The 23,199-nt window shown below is 52.6% G+C and carries 21 protein-coding genes; 8 read left to right on the top strand and 13 right to left on the bottom strand.

Annotation, left to right across the window (positions count from 1 at the left end):
* The 8 genes from ONB24_08555 to ONB24_08520 all read right to left on the bottom strand — a co-directional run.
* Positions 1–177 (bottom strand): riboflavin synthase (locus ONB24_08555; protein MDZ7316159.1); only part of this gene is annotated, 177 nt, incomplete at its 3' end.
* A 2-nt stretch (positions 178–179) separates the two neighbouring features.
* A complete protein-coding gene (ribD, locus tag ONB24_08550) occupies positions 180–1,307 on the bottom strand; it encodes a bifunctional diaminohydroxyphosphoribosylaminopyrimidine deaminase/5-amino-6-(5-phosphoribosylamino)uracil reductase RibD (protein ID MDZ7316158.1) in 1,128 nt (375 codons plus the stop codon).
* Positions 1,308–1,492: 185 nt separating this feature from the next.
* Complete coding sequence (locus tag ONB24_08545; GenBank protein ID MDZ7316157.1) at positions 1,493–2,029, bottom strand: class I SAM-dependent methyltransferase; 537 nt, start codon at positions 2,027–2,029, stop codon at positions 1,493–1,495.
* 52 nt (positions 2,030–2,081) lie between these two features.
* Complete coding sequence (locus tag ONB24_08540) at positions 2,082–3,059, bottom strand: aldo/keto reductase (protein MDZ7316156.1); 978 nt, start codon at positions 3,057–3,059, stop codon at positions 2,082–2,084.
* Positions 3,060–3,100: 41 nt separating this feature from the next.
* Positions 3,101–3,916 (bottom strand): hypothetical protein, encoded by an 816-nt coding sequence (locus tag ONB24_08535; protein MDZ7316155.1) that lies wholly within the window; start codon positions 3,914–3,916, stop codon positions 3,101–3,103.
* A 33-nt stretch (positions 3,917–3,949) separates the two neighbouring features.
* A complete protein-coding gene (locus tag ONB24_08530; GenBank protein MDZ7316154.1) occupies positions 3,950–4,687 on the bottom strand; it encodes a L,D-transpeptidase in 738 nt (245 codons plus the stop codon).
* 16 nt (positions 4,688–4,703) lie between these two features.
* Entirely contained in the window at positions 4,704–5,867 is a 1,164-nt protein-coding gene (locus ONB24_08525; protein ID MDZ7316153.1) for a L,D-transpeptidase, read from the bottom strand.
* Positions 5,868–5,959: 92 nt separating this feature from the next.
* Complete coding sequence (locus tag ONB24_08520; protein ID MDZ7316152.1) at positions 5,960–6,559, bottom strand: DUF4398 domain-containing protein; 600 nt, start codon at positions 6,557–6,559, stop codon at positions 5,960–5,962.
* Between the two features lie 318 nt (positions 6,560–6,877).
* Between ONB24_08520 and ONB24_08515 the strand changes: the two genes are divergently transcribed.
* The 8 genes from ONB24_08515 (at position 6,878) to ONB24_08480 (ending at position 19,615) form a co-directional block, all read left to right on the top strand.
* Positions 6,878–7,786: a cation diffusion facilitator family transporter gene (locus ONB24_08515; protein MDZ7316151.1), complete on the top strand. Its 909-nt coding sequence runs from the start codon at positions 6,878–6,880 to the stop codon at positions 7,784–7,786.
* A gap of 120 nt (positions 7,787–7,906) precedes the next feature.
* Complete coding sequence (locus ONB24_08510; protein MDZ7316150.1) at positions 7,907–9,148, top strand: YjbH domain-containing protein; 1,242 nt, start codon at positions 7,907–7,909, stop codon at positions 9,146–9,148.
* Positions 9,145–9,879 carry a YjbH domain-containing protein gene (locus ONB24_08505; protein ID MDZ7316149.1) on the top strand — a complete coding sequence of 245 codons (735 nt, stop codon included), beginning with the start codon at positions 9,145–9,147 and terminating at the stop codon, positions 9,877–9,879. Before ONB24_08510 ends, ONB24_08505 begins: the two co-directional genes overlap by 4 nt.
* 66 nt (positions 9,880–9,945) lie before the next feature.
* Entirely contained in the window at positions 9,946–10,701 is a 756-nt protein-coding gene (locus ONB24_08500; GenBank protein ID MDZ7316148.1) for a hypothetical protein, read from the top strand.
* Between the two features lie 136 nt (positions 10,702–10,837).
* Positions 10,838–14,116, top strand: a complete 3,279-nt coding sequence (locus tag ONB24_08495; protein MDZ7316147.1) for a DUF5107 domain-containing protein — start codon at positions 10,838–10,840, stop codon at positions 14,114–14,116.
* Positions 14,113–15,015, top strand: a complete 903-nt coding sequence (locus tag ONB24_08490; protein ID MDZ7316146.1) for a sugar phosphate isomerase/epimerase — start codon at positions 14,113–14,115, stop codon at positions 15,013–15,015. Before ONB24_08495 ends, ONB24_08490 begins: the two co-directional genes overlap by 4 nt.
* Before the next feature lie 14 nt (positions 15,016–15,029).
* Entirely contained in the window at positions 15,030–16,313 is a 1,284-nt protein-coding gene (locus ONB24_08485) for a Gfo/Idh/MocA family oxidoreductase (protein ID MDZ7316145.1), read from the top strand.
* A 521-nt stretch (positions 16,314–16,834) separates the two neighbouring features.
* The gene (locus ONB24_08480; GenBank protein ID MDZ7316144.1) at positions 16,835–19,615 is read left to right on the top strand and encodes a vitamin B12-dependent ribonucleotide reductase; all 2,781 of its coding nucleotides are present in this window, start codon (positions 16,835–16,837) and stop codon (positions 19,613–19,615) included.
* An 83-nt stretch (positions 19,616–19,698) separates the two neighbouring features.
* Here the strand turns inward: ONB24_08480 and ONB24_08475 are convergent, their stop codons facing one another.
* The 5 genes from ONB24_08475 to ONB24_08455 all read right to left on the bottom strand — a co-directional run.
* Positions 19,699–20,031, bottom strand: coding sequence for an STAS domain-containing protein (locus ONB24_08475; GenBank protein ID MDZ7316143.1), 333 nt, complete (start codon positions 20,029–20,031; stop codon positions 19,699–19,701).
* Positions 20,032–20,057: 26 nt separating this feature from the next.
* Positions 20,058–20,510 (bottom strand): NUDIX hydrolase, encoded by a 453-nt coding sequence (locus ONB24_08470; protein MDZ7316142.1) that lies wholly within the window; start codon positions 20,508–20,510, stop codon positions 20,058–20,060.
* A gap of 3 nt (positions 20,511–20,513) precedes the next feature.
* Positions 20,514–20,879, bottom strand: a complete 366-nt coding sequence (locus ONB24_08465; GenBank protein MDZ7316141.1) for a hypothetical protein — start codon at positions 20,877–20,879, stop codon at positions 20,514–20,516.
* Between the two features lie 133 nt (positions 20,880–21,012).
* Complete coding sequence (locus ONB24_08460) at positions 21,013–22,350, bottom strand: alpha-L-fucosidase (GenBank protein MDZ7316140.1); 1,338 nt, start codon at positions 22,348–22,350, stop codon at positions 21,013–21,015.
* A 23-nt stretch (positions 22,351–22,373) separates the two neighbouring features.
* Positions 22,374–23,199, bottom strand: an 826-nt coding sequence (locus tag ONB24_08455) for a beta-galactosidase small subunit (protein ID MDZ7316139.1), incomplete at its 5' end; no start/stop codon positions are given.

Below are 23,199 nucleotides of genomic sequence, written 5' to 3'. Positions count from 1 at the left end.
GGCGAAAAAAGTGCCCTTTTCTTCCGTAACCGTCAGGCAGACGCCGTCGACGGCTATGCTGTCGCCGATTCTCAGGTCGCGGTTGGGGAACTCGGCCTCGATGCCGATCGTGCGGCCGTCCCTGCCGCCTGTTATGCGGACGATTCGTCCGACTGTTTCGATCAAGCCGGTAAACATGCTCAGGAACCGTAAGGGTTCGGCTTGAACAAAGCCGTCACCATAAAGTCCTTTTCGAGCCGCTTGATGGACATAATTTCCAGCTCTAAAGCCGCATTGACGTTGCGGATCCCCAAATCGCCGATGGCATTTACACCCTCGCCGAGAATTTTGGGCGCAATAAAGATGACGATTTCATCCGCACAACCGCGTCTCAGACATTCCGTATGCACCCGACTGCCGCCTTCGATCATGATCGACGTCACGCCCATTTGACCGAGCGTACGCAAAATGGACGGGATCGGGATGAGACCGCGTTCATCGGCCTCGAGAATTTTGACCAGCACGCCCCGCTCGGTAATGCGCGCCACTTTTTCTTTCGAGGCCTGTTCCGTCGTAAAAATGAGCGTTTTGTGCGGCATCTCGTCGGACACAACGTTTGCATCCAATGGAATACGAAGCCTGCTGTCGAGAATGACGCGCAGAGGCGGAGCACCTTTGGCCGGACTGACGGTCAAATGCGGATCGTCGGCCAATATGGTGTTGATTCCGACCAAAATGGCATCATGCTGCGCGCGAAGTTTGCGCGCCGCCAATCGGGCGCCCTCTCCCGTCACCCATTTCGACTGCCCGCTGCTTGCTGCGATGCGCCCGTCGAGCGTCTGCGCCATTTTTAAAAGTACATAAGGAAGACCGGTTTTCACATGCTTGCAGTAGCCCTTGTTGAGCGCTCGGGCTTCTTCTTCCAGCACCCCTTCACGAACCGTGATGCCTTTGGTGCGTAAAAAATTGATGCCTTGACCATTGACTAGGGGATTGGGGTCACGCAAAGCAACCACAACTTCGGAAATGCCGCTTTCCAGAATGGCCATTGTGCAGGGGCCGGTCTTGCCCGTATGATTGCATGGTTCCAACGTCACATACATCGTTGCCCCCCGCAGGTCTCCGACTGAGCGATGAATGGCGTTGACCTCGGCATGCGCCTTACCGTATTGTTCGTGCCATCCCTCACCGATTATTCGGCCTTCTTTGACGATGACCGCTCCCACCATCGGATTCGGACTGACGGCTCCTCGCCCTTTTTCCGCCAACCGAAGGGCGCGCCGCATCATCGTTGCATCGAAATCGGAGATACTCTTTGTCGGACTCAAGATTCGCCTTGTGAATTATCGGAAAAGCCGGCCAAAAGGCTGCAAGGTTAACACGTCGAACCGCTGCGGCATTCCGCAGACGGCAAAGAAATTTAACACCCGCGCCGGCCTAAATCAAGGACAATTTGGTTACTCTGAAGAAAGTGGCCGAATTGAAAAGAGACGGCAGATCCGCCTTTTGCCTCTTAAGGCAGGTTCTTGGTGAAGGTGAAGACATAGCTGCCTTGGCCGAGAAACCGAAACCATCCCCCGGCGGTCATCCCCTCGAGAATCGACTGCCTATCCATGTGGTGATCGGAAAAAGAGAGAATTCCGTTCTTTTTTAAAACCCGATGCAGTTCGCGTAGATTTCGGTTGGGGTCATTAAAAAGATGAAAAATATCGAAGAGCAGGATGACGTCAATGCTCTCGTCCGGCAGACCGGTTTCACAATCAGACAGAATCGTGCGGATATTCTCGATATTTCGTTTGCGGATGAGATTTTCGACATGCTTGATGACCAGCGGCTCGACATCCAGCGCATAAACGCGTCCCTGCGGTCCGACAATCTTGCTGACGACAAAGGTATAGCTGCCCGGGCCGCAGCCGTAGTCGAGCACGGCGTCACCCGGCTTGATCGGCACTTCGCTGAGCAAAATCTCGCGCGGACGCAAAAAGTCGCGCGCCTTATAAGTCAGCTTTATACCTTGGAACTGAAGATTCTGCAGCGTGTTTTCGATCACGTCACCTATCGATTAAGGCAAAAGTGATATCTTTTGGCCGAGTTGTCGCGTTTTATTTACCGCTATACCAAAAAGCCCGAAGCCAGGCATGTTTTCTGAGCCGCACCATTAGATCCTCCGGCAGATCGGGCAGATCGGAAACGGCGGCGTTGGCCTCAGCCTGCAAACTGTTGCGGATTCCGGTAATGACCGTGCCGACAGCAGGATGCATCAGCGCCCATTTCACGGCAGCCTGGGCCATGGTAAACTGTGTACCGACAAGTTCCTGCTTAATGGCTTCCACTCTCTCTACGGCGCGCGCCAACCGATCGCCGGCAAAATAGCGCCGCCTAAAGTCGCCCTCCGGAAACTGCGAATCTTTGCTGTACTTGCCGGTCAGAACGCCTTCATCGAAAACGACTCGGACAATGATGCCGGTATTCGTCTCTTGGGCTAAAGGAAGCAGCTCGGCAGCCGGTTCCTGCTCGAAAATATTATAGATCACCTGCACCGTATCGACCCACCCTTGCCGCATCAAATCATTGACTGCATTTTGATCGTGTTCGGGCGTCGAGACACCGATGAAGCGAATCTTGCCTTCGGACTGCAACTTACGGAGAATTTCGAAAGGCCGCGGGTTGCGGTTCCAGGCGCGCGTCCACGTGTGCAGCTGCAGGATGTCCAGGCAGTCCGTTTGCAGATTGCGAAGGCGCTCTTCGACGTTTCGGCGCAAATAGGATTCCGGATACCGTTCATCGACATTGCAGTAAGGACTCGGCGGCCAAGGCCCGGGAGTCGGCGGCGTTTTGGTGGCGACATAAACCCGTTCCCGTCTCTCTTTCAGTACGCGGCCGATGATTCGTTCGCTTTTCCCGTCGCCGTAACCGGCTGCAGTGTCGATGAAATTGACGCCCAAATCAATGGCACGATGCAGCGCGGCAATCGACTCATGCTCAGGCTGGCTGCCCCATGCGGCTTCGCCAATTGCCCAGGCACCGAATCCGATTTCCGACACGTTCAAACCGGTCTTTCCCAAAACCCTGTATTTCATCTCCCTTTCCTCCTTGCTTCCATCCGGCGGAGTCCGCCGACTTAGAAAATCAATACCATTTGACAGCGATGCGGCACAGCGCGATACATGGCGACAATGTCGTTGCGCGGCAAGGCTAAATCAATGATCAAATAATGCTGCGGAATTTCGCGCCTGGCTGCGGCATCGATGATTTCCTTCAAGCGATCGAGTCGATAAGAGGCTTCGTAGCTCAGCCGCTTGCGCCACCCTTCGCGCGACGGCGGCTCTACCTGCCGCATGCGCAGCAGCACGTTGCGATCGAACAAAATGGCGCAATAGGCATCGATCGGTTCCGGTTTCATGATGTCCATTTTCATCGCCATGGCCTCAAGAGTATCCCGCGGTGCATTTTTAATTTTGTAGGGATGCTTGACGAAACTGCTCCACGACTTGCGGGCGATGAGCGGCTTTGACAGCCAGCCTTCCGCCTGCGGTGAGTCCTTGACGATTTCCAGCGCTGCCGAACGGTAATGACGATTCAACTTGCTCTTCCGCACCGGCACGCCCTTGATGTTGATGCTCAATACGCTGTCTTTGAGATTCAGCACAAAATAGACCGAATCAGTACGGGCTGCCTGCAGGAGCGCCTGCAGGGAGGCGTTTTCGAGTCGCAAGCCGCGCAACTTATCGATTTGATCCGCATAAGCGCCCTCGGAAGCAGCGGTGAGGCTGTCGTACTCTGCCTTTTCTTCTTTAGTCGGGGCCAAGGAGTGCGAAAAGTTTTGCATCGGCAGAACGATAAGATAAACGGCGAGGAGCGCGAAAGGAATCGTAACAAGAAACAGGAAAAGAGTGGTCACCCACTTTTTTCCGTAAAAAATCGAAAAACGGCTCATCCCCTCACCTTTGCAAGAATTTGACAAGATCTGTCAATAGATATAGACCTTCGAACCAATGTCCAAAGTATGATAGACGATTTCCAATTCCTGGTCGCCCAGGCGTACGCATCCGTGCGTAACCGGCATGCCGAGGAAACGTTGATAGAGCGTACCGTGTATCAAATAGCCGCGGCCCAAGTCGAGCGCATAATCGCCCAACACGTTTCTCTCATAACGCTCGGGAGCATAAGGCGGCGGCACCGGCAACCCCTCTTCGATAAACGCCCAGTCCGGCATACGCCAAACCGGATTGACCAGCTTGTTCTGCACCCGCAGCATGCCGCGCGGCGTCTGAAAGATCCACATCTCCTTGCCGTCGGCGGTTTTCAGAACCGTATAGCTGCCGGTCGAACAAAGGCCTTCATGAAGTACTTCATTTTCCTTCATGAGGGTGATTTTATTTTCCGATGTATTGATAATCAAGTAGGGAGTTTTCGGAATCAAATTGGCCAGGCGCGACCTTTGCGCCTCGATCGTTTTCCTAAGCCGCTGCAGCTCTTTGGCAAACTGATTGGCTGAGGGGAGATCTGCGACAACCGCCGTCTTGGGTCCCGTTAAGTCCAAGGCAAAGTCGCGAATTCTATCGGCGTACCAGAATAATATTACACTCAGCAAAAGCAGCACAAAAGCCGCCGCACCCAAGGCGCGAAAAATAGCTGCAGCCGTACGGTTCGACCGGATTTTCTCGCCGGATGAGGTCACTGCTTTTTCTACTTCTCTTTCATCCATAGGTTAATGCAATCTATTATTTTTTATAGCCGTTGAGGGATCCGACGATGGTAACCGGCGTCCCTTCATCGACCAGATTATAGAGTTTTTCCATATCCGAGTTTTTCAACGCTACGCACCCTTCGGTCCAATTAACACCGCGACCGCCCTCGCCGTGAATTTCAATGAGGCCGCCGATGTGAGCATCGGCGCTGATCTCTCCTTTTCGTTTGGCCAGTTCAAAGGCCTCGCGATCGCTTTCATTCGGATAGTCGATTTCCAGTGCCAAATAATAGCGGGTTTCTTTACGGCCTTTTTTATGCAGGATGTGATATTTTCCTTCCGGCGTGGCGCCGTCGCCGCGATAGCGTTTGGCTCCCAACCAATTGCGTCCAAACTCGACGGAAAATTCATGCAGGAGCAAACCGCTGCGGTAAACCTGCAGCTTTCTCGCAAGTTTGTTGACAATAATAACCTCTTTATCGTTTTCCCGCGACCAATTCAGCGTTTCCTCGACCCACCTGCGCCATGTCGGTAACTGTCGAAGATAGGAGGTCAACAATTGATCCACCTCGTGCGGAATTCCGTTCAGTTTGCTCTCGGCTTGCGAAATGCACTGAAGGGCTTGATGGTACCTGCCGCGCAACGCCGCCTGCTCTCCCTCTCTCAGCAGCAGCTCACATTCAGACATGCGTCTCAACGCCGACTTTTCGACGGGAAGATTACCGTACTCGGCTTTATACTCTGACACTTTTTGCCGTAAAAGCGCAGCCGCAATAGTTATCCTGCTGCGTAAAGAATCCTGTTGATACTGAGACTTTTTTTTGGCCTCCTCACACAGTGTTTTTGTCTGCAGGGCCAATTTTGCAAGCTCTACATAATCGCGACTAACCCGCCATTTCTTATTTTCACTGCGCCAATATCGAAGCAAATTTTCCCAACTCTCTTCCGCCTGGCGATAAGTTTCCGCGGCATATTCATCGGCTTTGGCTTCCTTGGCAGAGGATAAGGCCAAGTAACTTTCTCGAATCAACAGCACCGGCGGCTGCGGGGCCAGGATAAATTGAAGGATAAAAAGAACGATGGTCGTTACCAGGAGCAGCGCAACGCCCAGAAGGTATGATTTTTTGTAGCGCTCTTGAGCCGGTGATCTTTTTTTGAACGGCTTGAAATCGGATAGAAAAGAGTAATCGAGCAACATGTATGATGGACCGATTTCCGGATACAAAAAACCTCGGCGTTGAGATTCAACGCCGAGGTTCGATTAACAACGTTACAGCAATCAGCTATGGATTAGCGATTCTTTTTCGCAATCGCCTGATTCAGCTCGTCGGTAACGCCTTTGATCTTGGCCAAAGCGGCGTTCACTTTGTCGCGAGCAGTCAAATAGTCGCCTGAATCAAAAGTGGCTTGAATGTCGGGCTGAGAAGCAACGACAGCCTCGATATCGGCTTTGATGGCCGTCAGGACTTCACGGCTCTCTTTGCCGCGCGGAGCCTTCTTGAACAGCTTGTTGGCTTCCTCGATCGCGGCAGCCAGATCAGCCTGTTTCTGGACAACTTCATTCTTTACCGCCTCTTTCGCCTCAGCTACTTTAGCAGCAGCTTCGTTGGCCTTGGCAGTGGCGGCTTCCAAAGAGGCCTGAGCCTTCTTGTAGCTGCGCATCAGGGCGAACTTGGCGTTCTGAGTTTCGATCTCGGCCAAAGCCGCATTCAGAGAATCCTGAGCAGCCTTGAATTCGGCCGGGACGTAGCGGTCAGCCTCGGCAGCCTTGGCAGCATCCAAAGCAGCCTTTGTGGAGTCGACCAGTGCCTGCGGAGCTTTGGCGCAGCCGGTGAAAGCCACCGCGATCACCAGAATTCCGAGAACGGCGACTAGTGATTTTTTGAACATGTTTGTACCTCCCAATTAGGTTAACTGTGCGCATTCAGCGCTCTCCGATTAAATCAGGGCCTCTCTCATAACCCGATTTTAACCGGTGTCTCTCTTGTTTTAATGGATTATTATGAATTGAGCCGGACTTTCGCCCGACACAAACCCTCATCAAAACAAGTAAATTTACATTTTTTTTTCGAAAAAGCAAACACTTTTTGTAAAATTTTTAGATCATGCGCTTTATAAAGCAAAAAAGTATTCAGTTTCATTTCCTCGTTCTATATTGTTTTTGATGCAAATCTTTCTAAATTGATTCATAAAAAAAGCGAGTTTCTAGTGAAGGCAAAACAAAAATATTCTTACCTCGAAGGCTGGGTTTCCATTGCCGTTAACTTCACTTTATTTATATTCAAGTGGTACGCCGGAGTTGTTTCACGCTCGGTAGCTTTGCAGGCTGACGCCATGCATACCCTTTCGGACAGCATCTCTTCGGTCTTTATCCTTATCGGCGCCAAGATCTCGCACAAGCCTCCCGATCAAAAACATCCTTTCGGCCATGGCCGCGCCGAATTAATTACCGCTCTCAGCGTCGGCATGCTGCTGTCCTTCGTCGCCTATGAATTCTTTCGTGAATCGATAACAAAACTTTTGCACGGACAAGCTGCCGAATATGGGCGCATTGCGGTTATCGCTACCATTACCTCCATCCTGGTCAAGGAGCTTTTAGCCCAATTCGCTTTCTTTTTTTATCGAAAAACCGGATCCAAGCCATTAAAAGCGGACGCTTGGCACCACCGCTCCGATGCCCTCTCCTCCATCATTATGTTGATGGGAATCTTTTTCAACCGTTATTTCTGGTGGATAGACGGCATTCTGGGGATCCTCATCGCCATTTTTATTTTTTATACCGCATTGACCATCATTTTGGAGGCCGTCAATCCCTTGTTGGGCAAGACGCCGGATTCCGTGATGGTCTCCAACATCAAGAGTATTTGTGATGATGCTTACGGTGCTCCGCTCAACGCGCATCATTTTCATCTTCATGAATACGGCGATCATTCCGAATTGACGTTCCACATTGTTCTGCCGGCCGAATACTCGCTCAAGCAATCACATGCCTTGGCAGACTTGATCGAAACAACCATTCGCGACAAACTCAATATCGAAGCGACAATTCACATGGAATCATCCGGAGACGATAAGGATCAGAGTGATGACTCGAGAAAGACGCAGTCGCATGTTTGATTTTGAGCATTTTTTCTTTAGCGGTCTTTGGAATATAATGAACTGTTCGAGGCCAAAATTTTTGTTCTCTGTCCGAACCGGCCTTGTGTCTGACTGATTTTCCATTCGAGTTCCGCAGCCTTGAAAGCATTTTGGACGGCATTTTCTTTATTTCACGCAAGTACATTTTGGCTCCTGTTATCCGCAGGAATCGCGGCAGCCCAATCCTCACCGGCATTGGAACAAAAGATTATAGAAAAACTCCTTGATGCAGGATATGAAAACGTTACGGCGCAAAAGGTCGGCAGCGCAACGATCGTAACTTTTGAAAACGTCACCTATCGCAGCTCGGTCAGAGGGCTGCAGACGGCTTTTGCCCGCAGCCTCTTGAGCCTATCGACAAGCAATCCTCAGCTTTGCCTCGTTCCGATCAGGTACGGCATGCCAATGGTCTCTTTGGAAACGCGTGAGATCGAGGTAGTGCGTTCGAAAAAGCATCATCGCCGGATTTTTCTCCCGCATCTTCAAGTCGGCAATCTCGAACGATCTGTTCCTTTTCTCGACAAAGCGGCAATCTCTAATCCGTCCAAAGCCAAATCCGACTTGATTATCCAGCCTAATTTTCATGCGGTGCTGGGAAATTATGACGATCCCCTTGCTATGCAGATCAATCTCTTGCCTGAATTGCGGATTGCAGTGTTCGACGGCGGGGTTGCGTCGTTTTCCTTGATCATTCCTCTTTACAATGAGTTGGAGGCTTTTGGAAACGTGCCGCGCCTCGGCCCGACACAGATAACCGTCATACGTCGGTTCCCTTTCATGACGTGGCTCTATATTTCGGCGGGATATTTTTACGGCGACCAATATGGCGTGCAGGGACTGGTTCGCCATTATTTCGGCAAAGGAAAATTTGCCCTTGACGGGCGAATCGGCTATTCCGGGTACGCCGTCATGGATCATGGACAATTTATTTATGAGCCGCTGCACGCCCTGACCGGTTCACTCTCGTTGACCTATTTTTGGCGGCCCAGTCGGCTCTTTTTATGTCTCGGCTTTCATCGTTTCCTCAAAGGGGATCAAGGGTGGCGCTTCGACACCTTTCGCTATTTCAGTGATCTTCGCATCGGTTTTTGGGCGCATTCGATCGAAGGTGAATGGAACGGCGGGGTTCGCGTCGCCGTGCCCCTGCCGCCTTCCCGCTATCGAGCGCGAAACGCGTTCCGCATACGGCCGACCGAACGCTTTTCTCTTGCCTATCAAGGAAAACGGGAGACTTTTAGAGGTGAACTGCTGCAAATGAGCGAAGTGATGGAAGAACTGCTGATCGACTATTTTCCGGCTTATCTGCAGAGCACGGTTGACTTGAGCGCAGGAAAACCATGAAAGCATCTTGTTCCATTTTTCTTCTACTGTTTTGCAGCCCCCTGCTATCTTTAGCCATGACGCCGGGGCAGACTTTGGGCGGCGTGCCGGGCTTTATCCGCGCGCCGACGGCCGAAATGCTGCGCGACGGCACCTTTTGCTTCGGCGCCTCGTACATTCCGAAAGAGATTCTTAATTACACTGAGCATCGGCGGAACGCCGTAACAGTTTTTGCTTCGTTGACCTTTCTTCCCTTTTTAGAGCTGGATTTGCGTTTGACGCGACAACTTGATCTTCCGAAGGAAGCCACGCACACCGTCGATCGGTCGCCGGTGCTGCGCATCCGACTGCAGCGTGAAACGAAAAAGTTGCCGGCTTTGGTTTTGGGCTTTCACGACCTCTTTTCGACCATCGAAGAGGGAACAGCCCGCCATTTTGCCGCAACCTACCTCGTCGTCGGCAAACGACTGACTTGTGGGACGTGGGGCCTTTATCCTTCGCTCGGATACAGTCATCCGCTCTACGCCAACCAACAAAGTGAAATCGAAGGTTGGTTCGGAGGTGTACGGCTCGAATGGCGGCGACTCCCCGGTTTCTCGCTGTCTGCGGATTGGGTCAATCAACGAGGCTCGTTCGGCATAGCCGTTCTTCCGGCACGATGGTTGCATATCAAAGGTGCGATGTTCGGCGCGGACACGTTTGCATGCAATCTCTGTATGCAATTCAACTTGTTTTCTGTATTTAAAAGGTGAAATGAAGCCGAGCGGTGTCGTGTTTTTACGACAGGATGACACCCAAATTACAGAGGAGTATTACAAATGATATCAGCATCGGCATTTTTGCAGCGAAATCAGCGGGTTATGGCTGTTTCAGCAGCCTTCGCCCTTCTCATTTTTCTCGCCGGAGTCAGCTGTAATCAACGACTTCCTGTTACGCCACCTGGAAACAAGCTGATCTATGTCGGTTACGTGCAGGGAATTTTGTGCAATCAAGAGGCAGTGTATCAACAAGATATATTTCAGGATCCCATCAGCAAGGAGATCATTTCGGTTTTTCAGTTTTCTGATCTCACCGGGAACGTTTTCGGAAAAGCAGAATTGACGGCCGCGCTCGATTTGGTTAAGCTGATAAACGGAAAGACTTTTTACAGCCCCGGAACCACAACTCTCAAAATCGGCAATTGGTTTTCGATTCAGGTTACGATCACCCCTCCGCCGAACCGGCCGAATTATTATCAAATCGATGTGCAAAGAGTCGGCACTCCTGACAAACTCACCTTTTTTGTGCCCAAAAACCGCTTGGGCAAGACCGACGCAGCTCTAGAGACTTTGGAAGTTGATGCCGAGCTGCCCATTTTTAAGGCCGCGCTTTCCGGCGCCGTGGTGCTGTTGTGTTTAGGCCCCTGCGAAACGATGTATGAGGCAAGGGACTGCAAGATCAATTCTCCCGCCTACTGCAGTCAGCGCAGCGTCGTCGATGCCTTTACCCAAGGAAGAATGTCGCTAAAATCAGGTTGCGAAAAAAGCTGCCGCGTCATCTGCAAAAGCCACGATCAAGGCAGAATCGGCCGATAATCAGCCGCCGCAAAAAATCCGATCGTTTTCGAGTTGTGTAGAGGCCATCCGCCTCTACACAACTTTTTACATTCCCCCATTTGACTTTCGCCGATCTGATGTCTACCTTTTTTCGTCGAACAAGAAAGGAGCAGGCATGTTGCGCAAAGCCGTCTTTGCTCTGTTGATTTGGGGGATTCTTTGCTTCCTTTCCCCTCTGTTTTCAGCCTCCATCGTCGAAAAAGAGCTGATTCTCCCAACCTACGGCATCGAACCGCCGGATCCCAATCCGCGTTTTTACACCGGCAGAGTTTATCAAGGCGCTCAAGGCCGTATCTATCCCTATCCGATTTCCGATGTTTTGTCCAACGTCAAAACCGACAAAACCTACCGCGCCGTCTATTTGGAGAACGAGTATATCCGCTTGTGCGTGCTGCCGGAAATCGGCGGCCGCATCTTTGAAGCCGTTGATAAGACCAACGGTTATCACTTTTTTTACCGGCAAAACGTCATCAAGCCCTCATTGATCGGCATGTTGGGGGCATGGATTTCCGGGGGCGTCGAATGGAACTTTCCGCATCATCATCGGGCGCGCACCTTTATGCCGGTCGATTACCGCCTGCAGCAGAACGCGGACGGAAGCGTTACCCTTTGGATGTCGGAAATCGATTATCGCCAGCGCCTGCGCATGGTGATCGGCATCACTCTTACGGACAATTCCAATCTTCTCACGGTAGACCTCAAGTTTTTTAATCCCACCCCGTTCGTTCACTCGTTCCTTTACTTTGCCAATCCGGCCGTGCATGTGGATTCCACTTATCAGGTGCTCTTTCCGCCTGAAGTCGAGTACGTTGTGCAGCACGCCAAAAGCGAATTTGCCTCCTGGCCGATTGCAAATGATCGCTATGGTGGGTTCGAGTACAATGATGTTGACATCAGCTGGTGGAAGAATTTGCCCAAGCCGGTTTCTTTTTTCGCGTGGGATCACACCTCCGACTATTTCGGCGGTTATGATCACGGCAAACAAGCCGGCGTCGCCTATGTGGCCGATGTTCATCTCGCACCGGGCAAAAAGTTCTTTACGTTCGGTTGCGGAGAAGAAGGCAAGATGTGGGACAAGATTCTTACCGATGCCGACGGACCCTATCTGGAGCTGATGGCGGGCGCCTATTCTGACAACCAACCGGATTACAGCTGGATTCAGCCGTTCGAAATGAAAACGATTCGGCAGACCTGGTTCCCTATCCGCAATATGCAGGGTCTCTCGTATGCAAACCGCAACGGCGCCCTGTTCCTAAAGATGACTGGAGACTCGATCATTTTCAATTTGAATTCGACCCGCCCAATCGAAAACGCGACTGTCCGTCTTAAAACTAAAGACCGTACTCTATTCGAAGAAAAGATTTTTGTTTCACCGGCTCAGCCGAAGCAGTTCCGCATTCCGGTTCCTTTTTCCATTAACGAGCAGGACCTCACGGCAGAAGTGATAAAGAACGACACGACGCTGCTGAGTTATACCCCAAAGTCGCGTCCGGGCGAACCGCGACCTCAGCCGGTCGAGCCGCCGCGCGCTCCCGAAACCTATCCGCACAATGAAGAGCTCTATCTTACCGGCCTGCGCCTCGATCAATTTCACAATCCTCTGGTCGACCCTTATCCTTATTACGAACAGGTGCTGCAGCGGGACTCCTTGGACTCCCGAACGAACACCCAGCTGGGCATTTTGTACATTCAGCGAGGCCTTTATCATGAGGCAGAAGCGAGACTTGAAGCTGCGGTTCGGCGCCTGACCCGCAACTATACGCGTCCCCGCGATGCCGAAGCCCTTTACTATTTGGGCGTCGTCCGCCGATTTCTCGGCAAAGAGGACGCCGCATACGATGCGTTCTATCGCGCCGCCTGGGACATGGCCCAGCGCTCGGCCGCTTTTTTTCAGCTGGCGGAAATCGATTGCCGCAGAAGCGACTGGGAAAGAGCCTTGGAACACATTGACGCCTCATTGGCAACCAACACCCAAAATACCCGCGCGCTTTGCCTCAAGGCCATGATTCTGCAAAAGCTGAGAGACTTTCGCCGTGCGGAAGAGATCCTGCAGTCGGTGTCGGCTCTCGATCCTCTCGATCCCTGGGCGCAATGGCTCCTTTCGCCGAATCCCGCAAAGTATGCCGAAACGCACGAGACCGAAACGCTTCTGGAAGTTGCAACCTGGCTGGAATCCGCAGGTTTTCGTCAGGAAGCGATCTCGCTCCTGACGGCTCTAAAGGACTCGGGCTCGCCGATGGTTCTCTACGACCTCGCCTATCAGCTTGCTGCCGTAGGCGACTCGCTGCAGGCGAAGCGGATCCTGCACCAGGCAGTAGGTTCGTCGCACACCTATTGCTTCCCTTTCCGCTTGGAATCGATTCCGGCGCTGGAGTATGCTGCCGCCAATCTTCCCACCGCCCAAGTTTATACCGCTTTGGGCAATCTCTATTACGACCTTCAACCGCAAAAAGCGATGGAATGCTGGCGCCAAGCCGCTCAGCTTGATCCGAACTATGCTTTGGCGTGGCGAAATCTCGGCTTTGGATACGCTCATTCGCTCCACGACTATTCCCAGGCGGCAACATGCTACGAAAACGCCGTTGCGAAAAATCCAAACGACGCACGGGTGCTCTATGAACTGGACGTCGTATATGATCAGCTCAATGTACCCTTGGAAAAGCGACTAAAGCTGTTCGACAAACGAAGCCGCATCGCCTTTCGCCGCGACGATGCCTTGGCGCGCTATATCGAAGTCCAGCTCCTTGCCGAACGTTACGACGAGGCGATTGGTGTGCTTTCTACCCATCCTTTCCATGTTTGGGAAGGCGGAGGCGAAATTCATGACCTTTTCGTCGATGCCCATCTTTTACGCGGCTTGAAGCGCCTTAAGGAAAACCGACCGCAGCAGGCTTTGGCCGACTTTACGGCAGCCCTCGATTATCCAGACAATCTCCAAGTCGGCCGACCGATTCATGATGCCCAGTCGTGCCGCACTTGGACACTGATCGGCCAAGCATACACGGCTTTGCATCAAGAAGAAAAAGCCCGTCGGGCGTTTGAAAAGGCTGCGCAGCTTGACGTCTACGGGCCTCTTCTCTATTTTAAAGCATTCGCGCTGGAACGTTTAGGTTTATCTGCGCGGGCCGAGCAATTGTATCGTGCACTGATCGAAAACGGAGAAGCGCAGCTGCGTCGTGAAAGCGATTTGGACTTTTTCGCCAAATTCGGCGAAAAAACGACGCCGAACAAACGCTCGGCCGCCGCTCACTATCTCATTGCTCTAGGAAAAGCCGGTTTGGGCGACATAGTCGGCGCGCGCTCATCCCTTTTGACTTCAGCCGAACTCGATCGCAATAACCTTTGGGTCAACCATTTCCTGAAGGAATGGAACCATCAGGAGAAAAAGCAGTGACGCGGCGCGAAGTTTTTCGAGCCTTTTTCGCGCTCTCGGCCGCATCGATGCTCCGATGTGCCGGCTGCACAGGCGATGAACCGTTTCGTTTCTGTCTCAACACCAGCACGATCAACGGTTCAAAGCTGGGCCTGATGAAGGCGTTGTCGACGGCGGCATCGGCAGGATTCCGCAGTGTGGAGATTTGGGTCCGAGACGTGCAGGCGGCGCTGCAAAGCGGCACCTCGTTGCAGAGCATCGCGGCGGCGATTTCCGACTTGGGCTTGACGATCGAGAACGCCATCGATTTTCCGCGATGGCTTGTCGATGACGAAACAGAACGGAGAGAAGCGCTGACGCAGCTGCGCGCAACGTGCGAGCTCTTGGCTGAGCTCGGCTGCCGTCGCATCGCTCTGCCGCCTGCAGGAATGACATCGGCAAAAATCGATCTTGATCTTGCCGCCGCCCGTTTTGCCGAGGCCGCCGAGACCGTGCGCAGCGTCGGATTGGCGCCGCAGCTTGAAATCTGGGGTTTCTCGGCCAACGTCGGCACCCTCGGCGACGCGTTGTGCATCGTTGCGCAGTCGGGCATAGCCCAGGCAGGCATCCTCGCCGATGTGTATCATCTCCATCGCGGCGGCACGCCGTTCACGGCGCTCGGTTATGTCGCGCCGAGTGTTCTTCAAATCTTTCACCTGAACGATTTCCCTGCAAACATTCCCCGGGAACAGCTAAAAGACGCCGACCGTCTTCTTCCCGGAGACGGCGTCGCGCCGTGGCCGCTGCTCAAAGCTCTGCTGCAGGAAAAAACGCCTGTGGTGCTTTCGCTCGAGCTGTTCAGCCCCGCTTTGTGGCAGCTCGATCCTAAAACTGCGGCAGAAACAGGGCTGAAAAAGATGCGACAAGTATTCGGTGTTTAATTGCGAGGGATCAAATGAATCGCAGGACATTCGTTAAATCAGTTGCGGGAGCTGCGGCACTGGGAATGCCGGCGCTCCTGGGAATGCAGCCGAAAAAGTATCGAACGGCGCTCATCGGTTCGGGCTGGTGGGGAATGAACATCGCGCGCATGGCGCTGCAAAGCGGCGAGGTTGAGATGACCGCTCTGTGCGATGTCGATCGCACAATTCGCGAAAACGCGGCAGCAGAAATCGAAAAGCTCACCGGCCGCAAGCCGAAAATGTACAACGACTACCGCGACCTTTTGCACGAGGTCAAGCCGGAAATTGCCATCGTCGCCTCACCCGACCATTGGCATGCCCTGCAGACCATTGATGCCGTCAAGGCGGGTGCCGATGTGTACGTCGAAAAGCCGATTGGACACACCATCATGGAAGGCCGCGCCATGGTGAATGCGGCGCGGAAATACGGCCGCATCGTTCAGGTCGGCACTCACCGCCGTGTTTCCCCACATAATATGGCGGCCATCGACTTTTTGAAAAAGGGCGGCGCCGGAAAAATCGGCTTTATTCGCGCTTTTGTTTTTTCCAGCGGCGGCCCCGGGGAAATGACGCCGGATGAAGATCCGCCGGACGGTCTCGATTGGGACTTGTACTGCGGCCCCGCGCCCCTGCGGCCTTTCAATCGCCGCATCCACCCGCGGGGTTTTCGTCAGTTCCTCGACTTTGCCAACGGCACGTTGGGGGATTGGGGCGTCCACTGGATGGACCACATCCTTTGGTGGTCTGAGGAGCTCTACCCGACGTATGTGCATTCTGCGGGAGGAAAATTCATCGCCCAAGATAACCCCGATGCCCCCGATACACAAAGCGTCAATTTCCAATTCGAGACCTTTACCGCCGTGTGGGAGACGCGGCGTTACGGAGGCAACGATTGCGAAAAGCATCCCCTGGGCATCTACTTTTACGGCACGGAGGGCATTGTGCATATCGGCTGGCATGACGGTTGGACGTTCTATCCGGCGAAAAAGAGCGGAAAACTCATCCACGAAGACCCAAAACTGCATCAGCCGGATGATCAAAACATCCCCGAACTATGGGCCGACTTTATGCGATGCATCAAGACGCGGCAAAAACCGGTATGCGACATCGAAATCCTGCACCGATCGACCAATATGAGCCTCCTCGGCATGCTGTCGCATAAACTGGGGCGCGGCATTCGCTGGGACGGCCGCGCCGAACGCTGCCCGAACGACGATGAGGCCAACAAGCTCTTGCGACGCGCCTATCGCGCACCGTGGATTTATCCGGAAGAATAGAAAATTGAATGCCCTATCGAGCCTGCCGGCGAGCTATTCGATAAAGTTAAACGAAATTTCGGCTGCAGTCAGCTCATAACCATGAACGGATCATGCATAAAAATTCAAGATGCTGTTGCAAAGCGCGTTTCGGCAAGAATTCGATTTCAACATCTTTTATTATCAGGAAGCAGTTTGCGGACACTGGTCCAATGACCAAAGCTCTCCTGCATGGCCGATAATTAAAGTGTCACCTCAAATAGGTGGTTAAATTTTTTCTTCATCTTTTGTAATGATACGCCGTTGTTGCCATGCGCTTTGCAATATTTTTTTCTTGCAATGCATTTTTGGGAATTATGATTCGATGTGCCGTGTTAGGTCAGCTGCATCAAATGTTCAATTTATTGATGTCTGTCTAAAAATTAACACAAGATATAGATTTTTTTATTGACATTGCACATAGCGATTGATATATTGCCCAGCGGGTCTTTGATTCCCGCCATAGATAGGCCTTTTGAATTTCCTGGATGACGAGGGGAAGGATGAAAAAAATTACCGAGCTGCAAATCGATTTCGGCGATGCCGCAAACGCAGTGGAGGCGATCGATCAAAAGATTTTTAAAATTCCGTCCAACGGCAGCGCCAAAAAGCTGCAGTTGGTGCGCCATTTCACGACCGCCGGTCGGCATCCTTACGACGAAATCGAATGGGAATACCGCACGGCTACTATCACCAACGATAAGGGCCAGGTCCTTTTTCAGCGCGAAAACGTCGAGGTCCCCAAAAGTTGGTCGCAGACGGCGATCAACATTGTGGCTTCGAAATATTTTCACACCTATCGCGACAAAGGAAAGCAGGAGACCAGCGTCAAGGAAATGATCGACCGCGTCGTGACGACGCTGAAGCAATGGGGACTGAAGGATCAGTATTTCTCCTCCCAGGAAGAGGCCGATGTCTTTGAGGCAGAATTGACGCACCTTCTCGTCAATCAGAAGGCCTCCTTTAACAGTCCGGTCTGGTTCAATTTGGGCTGCGAAGAAAAGCCGCAATGCTCAGCCTGCTTTATCAATTCGGTCGAGGATGACATGGGCTCGATTCTGGATTTAGCCAAGACCGAAGGGCTGCTTTTCAAGTGGGGGTCCGGGACGGGCACCAACTTTTCCACATTGCGGTCGTCAAAGGAATATTTGAGCACCGGCGGACACGCTTCGGGACCGGTGTCGTTTATGCGGGGCTATGATGCATTTGCCGGCGTTATTAAATCGGGCGGTAAAACGCGGCGCGCGGCCAAAATGGTGATCCTCAACGTCGATCATCCCGACATCGTGGAATTCATCAATTGCAAGGCCAATGAAGAGAAAAAAGCCTGGGCGCTGATCGATGCCGGCTATGACGGCTCATTCAATGGCGAGGCCTACAGCTCGGTCTTTTTCCAAAATTCGAACAACAGCGTGCGGGTGACCGATGAGTTTATGAAGGCCGTCGAAGAGGACCGCGAATGGTGTACGCGCGCCGTAACAACGGGCGAAATCATCGACCGCTACCGTGCGCGCGACATCATGAAACAAATCTGTGAAGCGGCGCACATTTGCGGCGATCCGGGCATTCAGTTTCATACCACCATCAACAAGTGGCACACCTGTCCAAACTCTGCGCCGATCAATGCCTCGAATCCCTGCAGCGAATACATGTTTATCGATGATTCCTCCTGCAACCTCGCCTCCTTGAACTTGATGAAATTTATTAAAAAAGACGGCTCCTTCGATGTCGAATCCTTTCGCCGCGCCGTGCACGTGATGATCATTGCCCAGGAAATTATTGTCGACAACGCTTCGTATCCCACGGAAAAAATTACCCGCAACAGTCACCGTTTCCGGCCTTTGGGGCTGGGGTACGCCAACCTCGGCGCGCTGCTGATGTACTACGGTATGCCGTACGACAGCGATGAAGGCCGCGCCATGGCCGCAGCGATTACGGCGCTGATGACCGGGCAGGCCTATCTCTCCTCCGCCATTCTTGCCGGTTCCATGGGTCCTTTTGAAGAATTTGAGAAAAACCGCGAGCCGATGCTGCGGGTCATCAGAATGCATCAGGACGCGGTGGAAGAAAAGATCGACCCCAAGCTGGTTCCCTCTTCTCTTCTCGCCGCCGTCAAGGAGGCGTGGAACGACGCCGCCGAAATGGGCAAACGTTATGGTTATCGCAACGCCCAGGTTACGGTTTTGGCGCCCACAGGAACCATCGGCTTTATGATGGACTGCGATACGACCGGGATCGAGCCGGAGCTGGCGCTCGTTAAATTCAAAAATCTCGTCGGCGGCGGCCAGATCAAATTGGTCAACAATACGGTCAAAGAAGCTCTGAAACGCCTCAAATACGCCCAGGAGCAGATCAAGGATATCCTCAATTACATCGATCAGTTCGACACCATCGAAGGAGCACCGCACCTGAAAGAAGAACATCTGCCGGTGTTCGACTGCGCCTTCAAACCGCTCAAAGGCAAACGCTTTATCCACTACTTGGGTCACGTGCGAATGATGGCGGCGGTTCAGTCGTTCCTTTCCGGCGCCATCTCTAAAACCGTCAATATGCCCAACGATGCCACTCCGGAGGACATCGAAAATACCTATATGCAGGCCTGGAAGATGGGGCTCAAGTCCATAGCCATCTATCGCGACGGTTCCAAGCGCACGCAGCCGCTTTCGACCGGAAAAAATGAAGAGAACGCCTCTTACGCTCCTCTGGGGTCGCGGGGTGTGCGTCGCCGGTTGCCCGATGAACGCAAGGCCGTGACCCACAAGTTCGAAATCGGCGGCCATGAGGGATATATCACGGTCGGCGAGTACGACGACGGAACACCGGGCGAAATCTTTATTCGCATGGCCAAAGAAGGGTCCACGGTTTCCGGTTTAATGGACGTTTTTGCAACCGCCATCTCCATCGGCCTGCAAAGCGGCGTTCCCTTGGAAACTTATGTGCGCAAATTCTCGCACACTCGCTTTGAGCCGTATGGTTTTACCAACAACCCCAAGATCCGCATTGCCAGCTCGGTGGCAGACTATATTTTCCGCTGGCTGGAAATGCGTTATCTCAAGCCGGCTGAGAGCGACAGCTCTTCGGAACCGCAGCTGCATACTCTGACCGGCGTCGAGAGCCGCAATTTGGAAACGCAGCAGCTCCTAAAACAGCAGAGCCGCTCGAGCGACTCGACGTTTCTCCTCGATCAGGACGCCCCCGCATGTTCGGGCTGCGGCAGCATCATGGTGCGTAACGGCGCCTGTTACAAATGCCTCAATTGCGGAGAAACGAGCGGCTGCTCATGAATTTGTCACCCTGACATGGTGAAGCACCGCGCCGCAGTTCAACAAAAAAGGCGCTGCTTGATGCAGCGCCTTTTTCTTTCCATCTATAAAGTTCGCAAGGCTTCGTCCGTATCCCTAAATATGGTGATCTTGTCGTTTAATTGCGCAATGTCGATGAGCGCCCGTACGCGTCCCTGGACGTTGCAGACGGCAAATTTAGCCCCCAGATCTCGCGCCTGACGATAGCCCAACAGGATGGCGCCCAATCCTGAGCTGTCGGCATACTGGACCTTTTCCAAATCCAAAAGCACCTTTTTGCCTTTTTCGATCATCGCCAAAAGTCTGGCTTTGAGCTCGGGCGCCACGGTCGTATCCAGCCGCTCATCTTCCAAAGCAAGAATTTCGACGCCGTCCTTTGTTTGAACCGAATATTTCAACCCGTTCCTCCGCTGTTTGCAAATTCTTATTCTGCTAAAGCCTTTTGGATCACCTTTCGGAGATTCGGCGGGCAGGGCAGGGAGTCCAAATCCTCTATAGTGAACCAGCCGGCTGCTTCGGCGTCGTCTCCGGCCGTAAGAATACCGCCGGCATAGTCTGCATAATAATCGATGACGACCAGATGGCGTCGCACTTTATCTCCCTCCTTATCGATAATATCGAAAACATGAATCGGCTCCAGCCTGCCGATTTCCAGGCTGCACTCTTCGCGAATCTCACGGCGTGCCGCCTCTTCCAGCGACTCTCCGAACTCTACGTGCCCGCCGGGAATTGTCCACATTCCCTTGGCAGGCTCTTTTCGTCTTTTTATCAGAACGAATTCTTTTCCGCGCTTAACGATGACACCGACCCCTACCAACGGCGCTTTCGGAATGGTTTTCCTTTTACTGCCTGCGAAAGCTGACCTCTGATCATTCAAAGATTATTCCCACTCATCATCGCCTTCCCATTCGGGAGTGCCGTCGAGCCAATCGTCGTCCTCCAATTCATCCCACTCGTCATCAACATATTCGTCCTCCTCCTCTTCTTCCTCCTCATCCAGCAACTCCTCGTCTTCCCATTCCTCATCATCCCAGAATTCCTCTTCCCATTCCTTGTCTTCCACCAGAGCGTCTTCCGGCTCCTCTTCCCAATCCTCGTCTTCTATCACTTCGTCGAGGTGTTCTTCGGTGGGTTCTTCATCTTCAAAGAGGCCGAAATCTTCCTCTTCTTCTTCGGACTCTTTGTCTTCGAAATCGAAGGACTCATCGGTGTAATCATCGTCGTCGTCAATAAATGCTGCGCTCATTCGCACCTCAATAAAAAGTTCAATTCATTTTTTGCCAATTTTCGGCGTAAAGTATCAAACGCGTTTTAAAGATGCAAGATATTTTTCAATCTACAATTCCTTAAAAACATGTAAAAGCATTTGAAGAACGTTCTCATTTGAGAAAAAGTTCTATGACGGGAACGATAACGGACGGCTGTTTGACCGGCAGATGCAGAGTAACCACATCTCGGCCGCCGACCTCTCCGCTTTGATTTTCCGAAAAATTGATCTCCGAGCTGTCGTTGAGCAGCTGGGCATATTTGATTTTTCCGGCATAGCCGTCAAGGTGCAGACCGCTGAAGGGCCACTCCAGCACGTGAACATAGAGGCGGTTTGTTTTTGGATTGTACGTCAGAAAGCAATTTTGCGGCGTTTTGAACTCTTGCGGGGCAGCCGTGCAGCCGTAAATGGAACGGTTGTGTAGATCCATCCATTGACCGATGGCCTGTAGACGACTCAATGCCCGATCGTCGAAAGTGCCGCGCGCGGTGGGACCGACGTTGAGCAGCAAATTGCCGCCTTTGCTGACTGTCTCGATGAGCATGGTCACCAACTGACGAGGACTCTTCCAGGTATCCTCATCGCGATGATACCCCCAAGAGCCGGAAAACGTCTGACAAGTTTCCCAGGGCACCGGTTTACCGTCAAATTTGACCCATTCGCGCGGCATGAACTGCTCGGGCGTGCGGAAATCCCAGCCCCACGGCTTGTCTAGCAGATCGGCACGGTCATTGATGATGATGTTGGGCTGCAGCTCGCGGATCATGCGGACGAGCCTCTCCGATTGCCAGTCGTTGCGGCCTTTACCGTCATCACCGGGATAACTGAAATCAAGAAAGAGGCAGTCGATGGTGCCGAACTCGGTCATCAGCTCTTTAACTTGATTGTAGACATACTCGGCATACCGCTTCATATCGCGATTCTTGTTTTTGGCGCGCTCCTGTGGATTGTCGCGCATGGGGTGAAAGCGGTCGACCGTAAAGTCGGGATGATGCCAATCGATCAACGAATAGTAAAAACCGACTTTTAATCCTTCGGCGCGAAACGCCTCGACCATCGGCCGCAGCAAATCCTTGCCCCAGGGCGTATTGGTAGCTTTATAATCCGTATATTTGCTGTCCCACAGGCAAAAACCTTCATGATGCTTTGTCGTCACGACAAAATAGCGCATGCCGGCTCGTTTTGCCGCTTTTGCCCATTCGCTCGGATTGTAAAGGTCAGGATACCATAACTCAAAATATTTTTGATAATCCTCATTGGAAATGCGCTCGTGACTTTTTACCCATTCGTGACGCGCAGCCATGGCGTACAATCCCCAATGAATGAACATGCCGAAACGGGCTTCGGTCCACCACTGCATGCGCTGAGCTTTTTGTTCCGGCGTTTCCGACCACTCTTTGGCAGAAAGAGATGTGACCAGAAGCAAGAAAAGGGCACACGTCTTTTTCATAACCTCTCCACATTGAAATGATTCTACTTACAGAGCAGCTCGAACGAGTTCTCTTGTACGTTCACGGGTTTGATACGATACTGCCAGGCGTATTCGCGCGCCGAAAGGCGGTACTCGGGATGCGTGCGCGGACTCCAACTGTCATCGCCGCCGAGCCCTGCCTGGCGATAGTCGATATTCAATGTTGTAAACGGCGCCTCGACAATGTCGGTGATGTGTTTGGCTTGGGTCAAGTTATCCAGCGAGTAAAACGTTGCGCTGAATTCAAAGGTCGGTTCGCCCTTTACAAACAAGCCGAGCGAGGGATTGTGAATCAAAAGTGCGCTCACATCGCTGCGGTTGCCGTTCTCCTGCGGTTTGACGTAGGGGAAATAAAGATCGTGCACATTCAAATCATAAAGCCCAAAGCGCGCGCTCTCTTTTCGGTCGATGTAATTTTCATGCGGTCCGCGGCCGAGCCATTTGACTTGTTCCAGATCCTTGCGCAGCCGCCACTCCATGCCGACGCGCGGCAGAGTCGGGATCGATTCGGGAACCGTAAGCTTTACCGATACGGTGATTTCCCCGTCTCCTGCGATGGCGTAGGTCACCTGCGCAGGCAGATCTCCGCCTGCAGCACGCAATCGCCCCGTCACTTTCAGCGTCGCTCCGAATTTATTCTTTTCGAGCTGAACGCTGCCCGCCTGCCACTGCGCCGCATCGAGGCCCGCTTTGCGCCACTGAGCGCCGAAGCTCCGATTCCCGCCGCCGTCATCGTTATCGGTCGGCGCCCGCCAAATGTTGATTCGCGGCGCCGCTGCAAGCATTTCCACCCCGTCGAGACGCCAAGAAGTCAACTCTCCCTTTTGC

This window comes from candidate division KSB1 bacterium (assembly GCA_034505495.1).
Taxonomy (GTDB): Bacteria; Zhuqueibacterota; Zhuqueibacteria; order Residuimicrobiales; family Krinioviventaceae; genus Fontimicrobium_A.
The sequence above is the reverse complement of the archived record's forward strand: the minus strand, read 5'-3'. Positions and strand labels throughout refer to the sequence as shown.

What these genes read in the sequence shown, in the direction of transcription:
- ONB24_08525 (MDZ7316153.1), bottom strand. Translation starts at nt 5,867, where the DNA reads ATGTTGCTCGATTACTCTTTTCTATCCGATTTCAAGCCGTTCAAAAAA.
- ONB24_08465 (MDZ7316141.1), bottom strand. Translation starts at nt 20,879, where the DNA reads ATGAGCGCAGCATTTATTGACGACGACGATGATTACACCGATGAGTCC.
- ONB24_08485 (MDZ7316145.1), top strand. Translation starts at nt 15,030, where the DNA reads ATGAATCGCAGGACATTCGTTAAATCAGTTGCGGGAGCTGCGGCACTG.
- ONB24_08540 (MDZ7316156.1), bottom strand. Translation starts at nt 3,059, where the DNA reads ATGAAATACAGGGTTTTGGGAAAGACCGGTTTGAACGTGTCGGAAATC.
- ONB24_08535 (MDZ7316155.1), bottom strand. Translation starts at nt 3,916, where the DNA reads ATGAGCCGTTTTTCGATTTTTTACGGAAAAAAGTGGGTGACCACTCTT.
- ONB24_08505 (MDZ7316149.1), top strand. Translation starts at nt 9,145, where the DNA reads ATGAAAGCATCTTGTTCCATTTTTCTTCTACTGTTTTGCAGCCCCCTG.
- ONB24_08460 (MDZ7316140.1), bottom strand. Translation starts at nt 22,350, where the DNA reads ATGAAAAAGACGTGTGCCCTTTTCTTGCTTCTGGTCACATCTCTTTCT.
- ONB24_08495 (MDZ7316147.1), top strand. Translation starts at nt 10,838, where the DNA reads ATGTTGCGCAAAGCCGTCTTTGCTCTGTTGATTTGGGGGATTCTTTGC.
- ONB24_08530 (MDZ7316154.1), bottom strand. Translation starts at nt 4,687, where the DNA reads ATGGATGAAAGAGAAGTAGAAAAAGCAGTGACCTCATCCGGCGAGAAA.
- ONB24_08480 (MDZ7316144.1), top strand. Translation starts at nt 16,835, where the DNA reads ATGAAAAAAATTACCGAGCTGCAAATCGATTTCGGCGATGCCGCAAAC.
- ONB24_08500 (MDZ7316148.1), top strand. Translation starts at nt 9,946, where the DNA reads ATGATATCAGCATCGGCATTTTTGCAGCGAAATCAGCGGGTTATGGCT.
- ONB24_08520 (MDZ7316152.1), bottom strand. Translation starts at nt 6,559, where the DNA reads ATGTTCAAAAAATCACTAGTCGCCGTTCTCGGAATTCTGGTGATCGCG.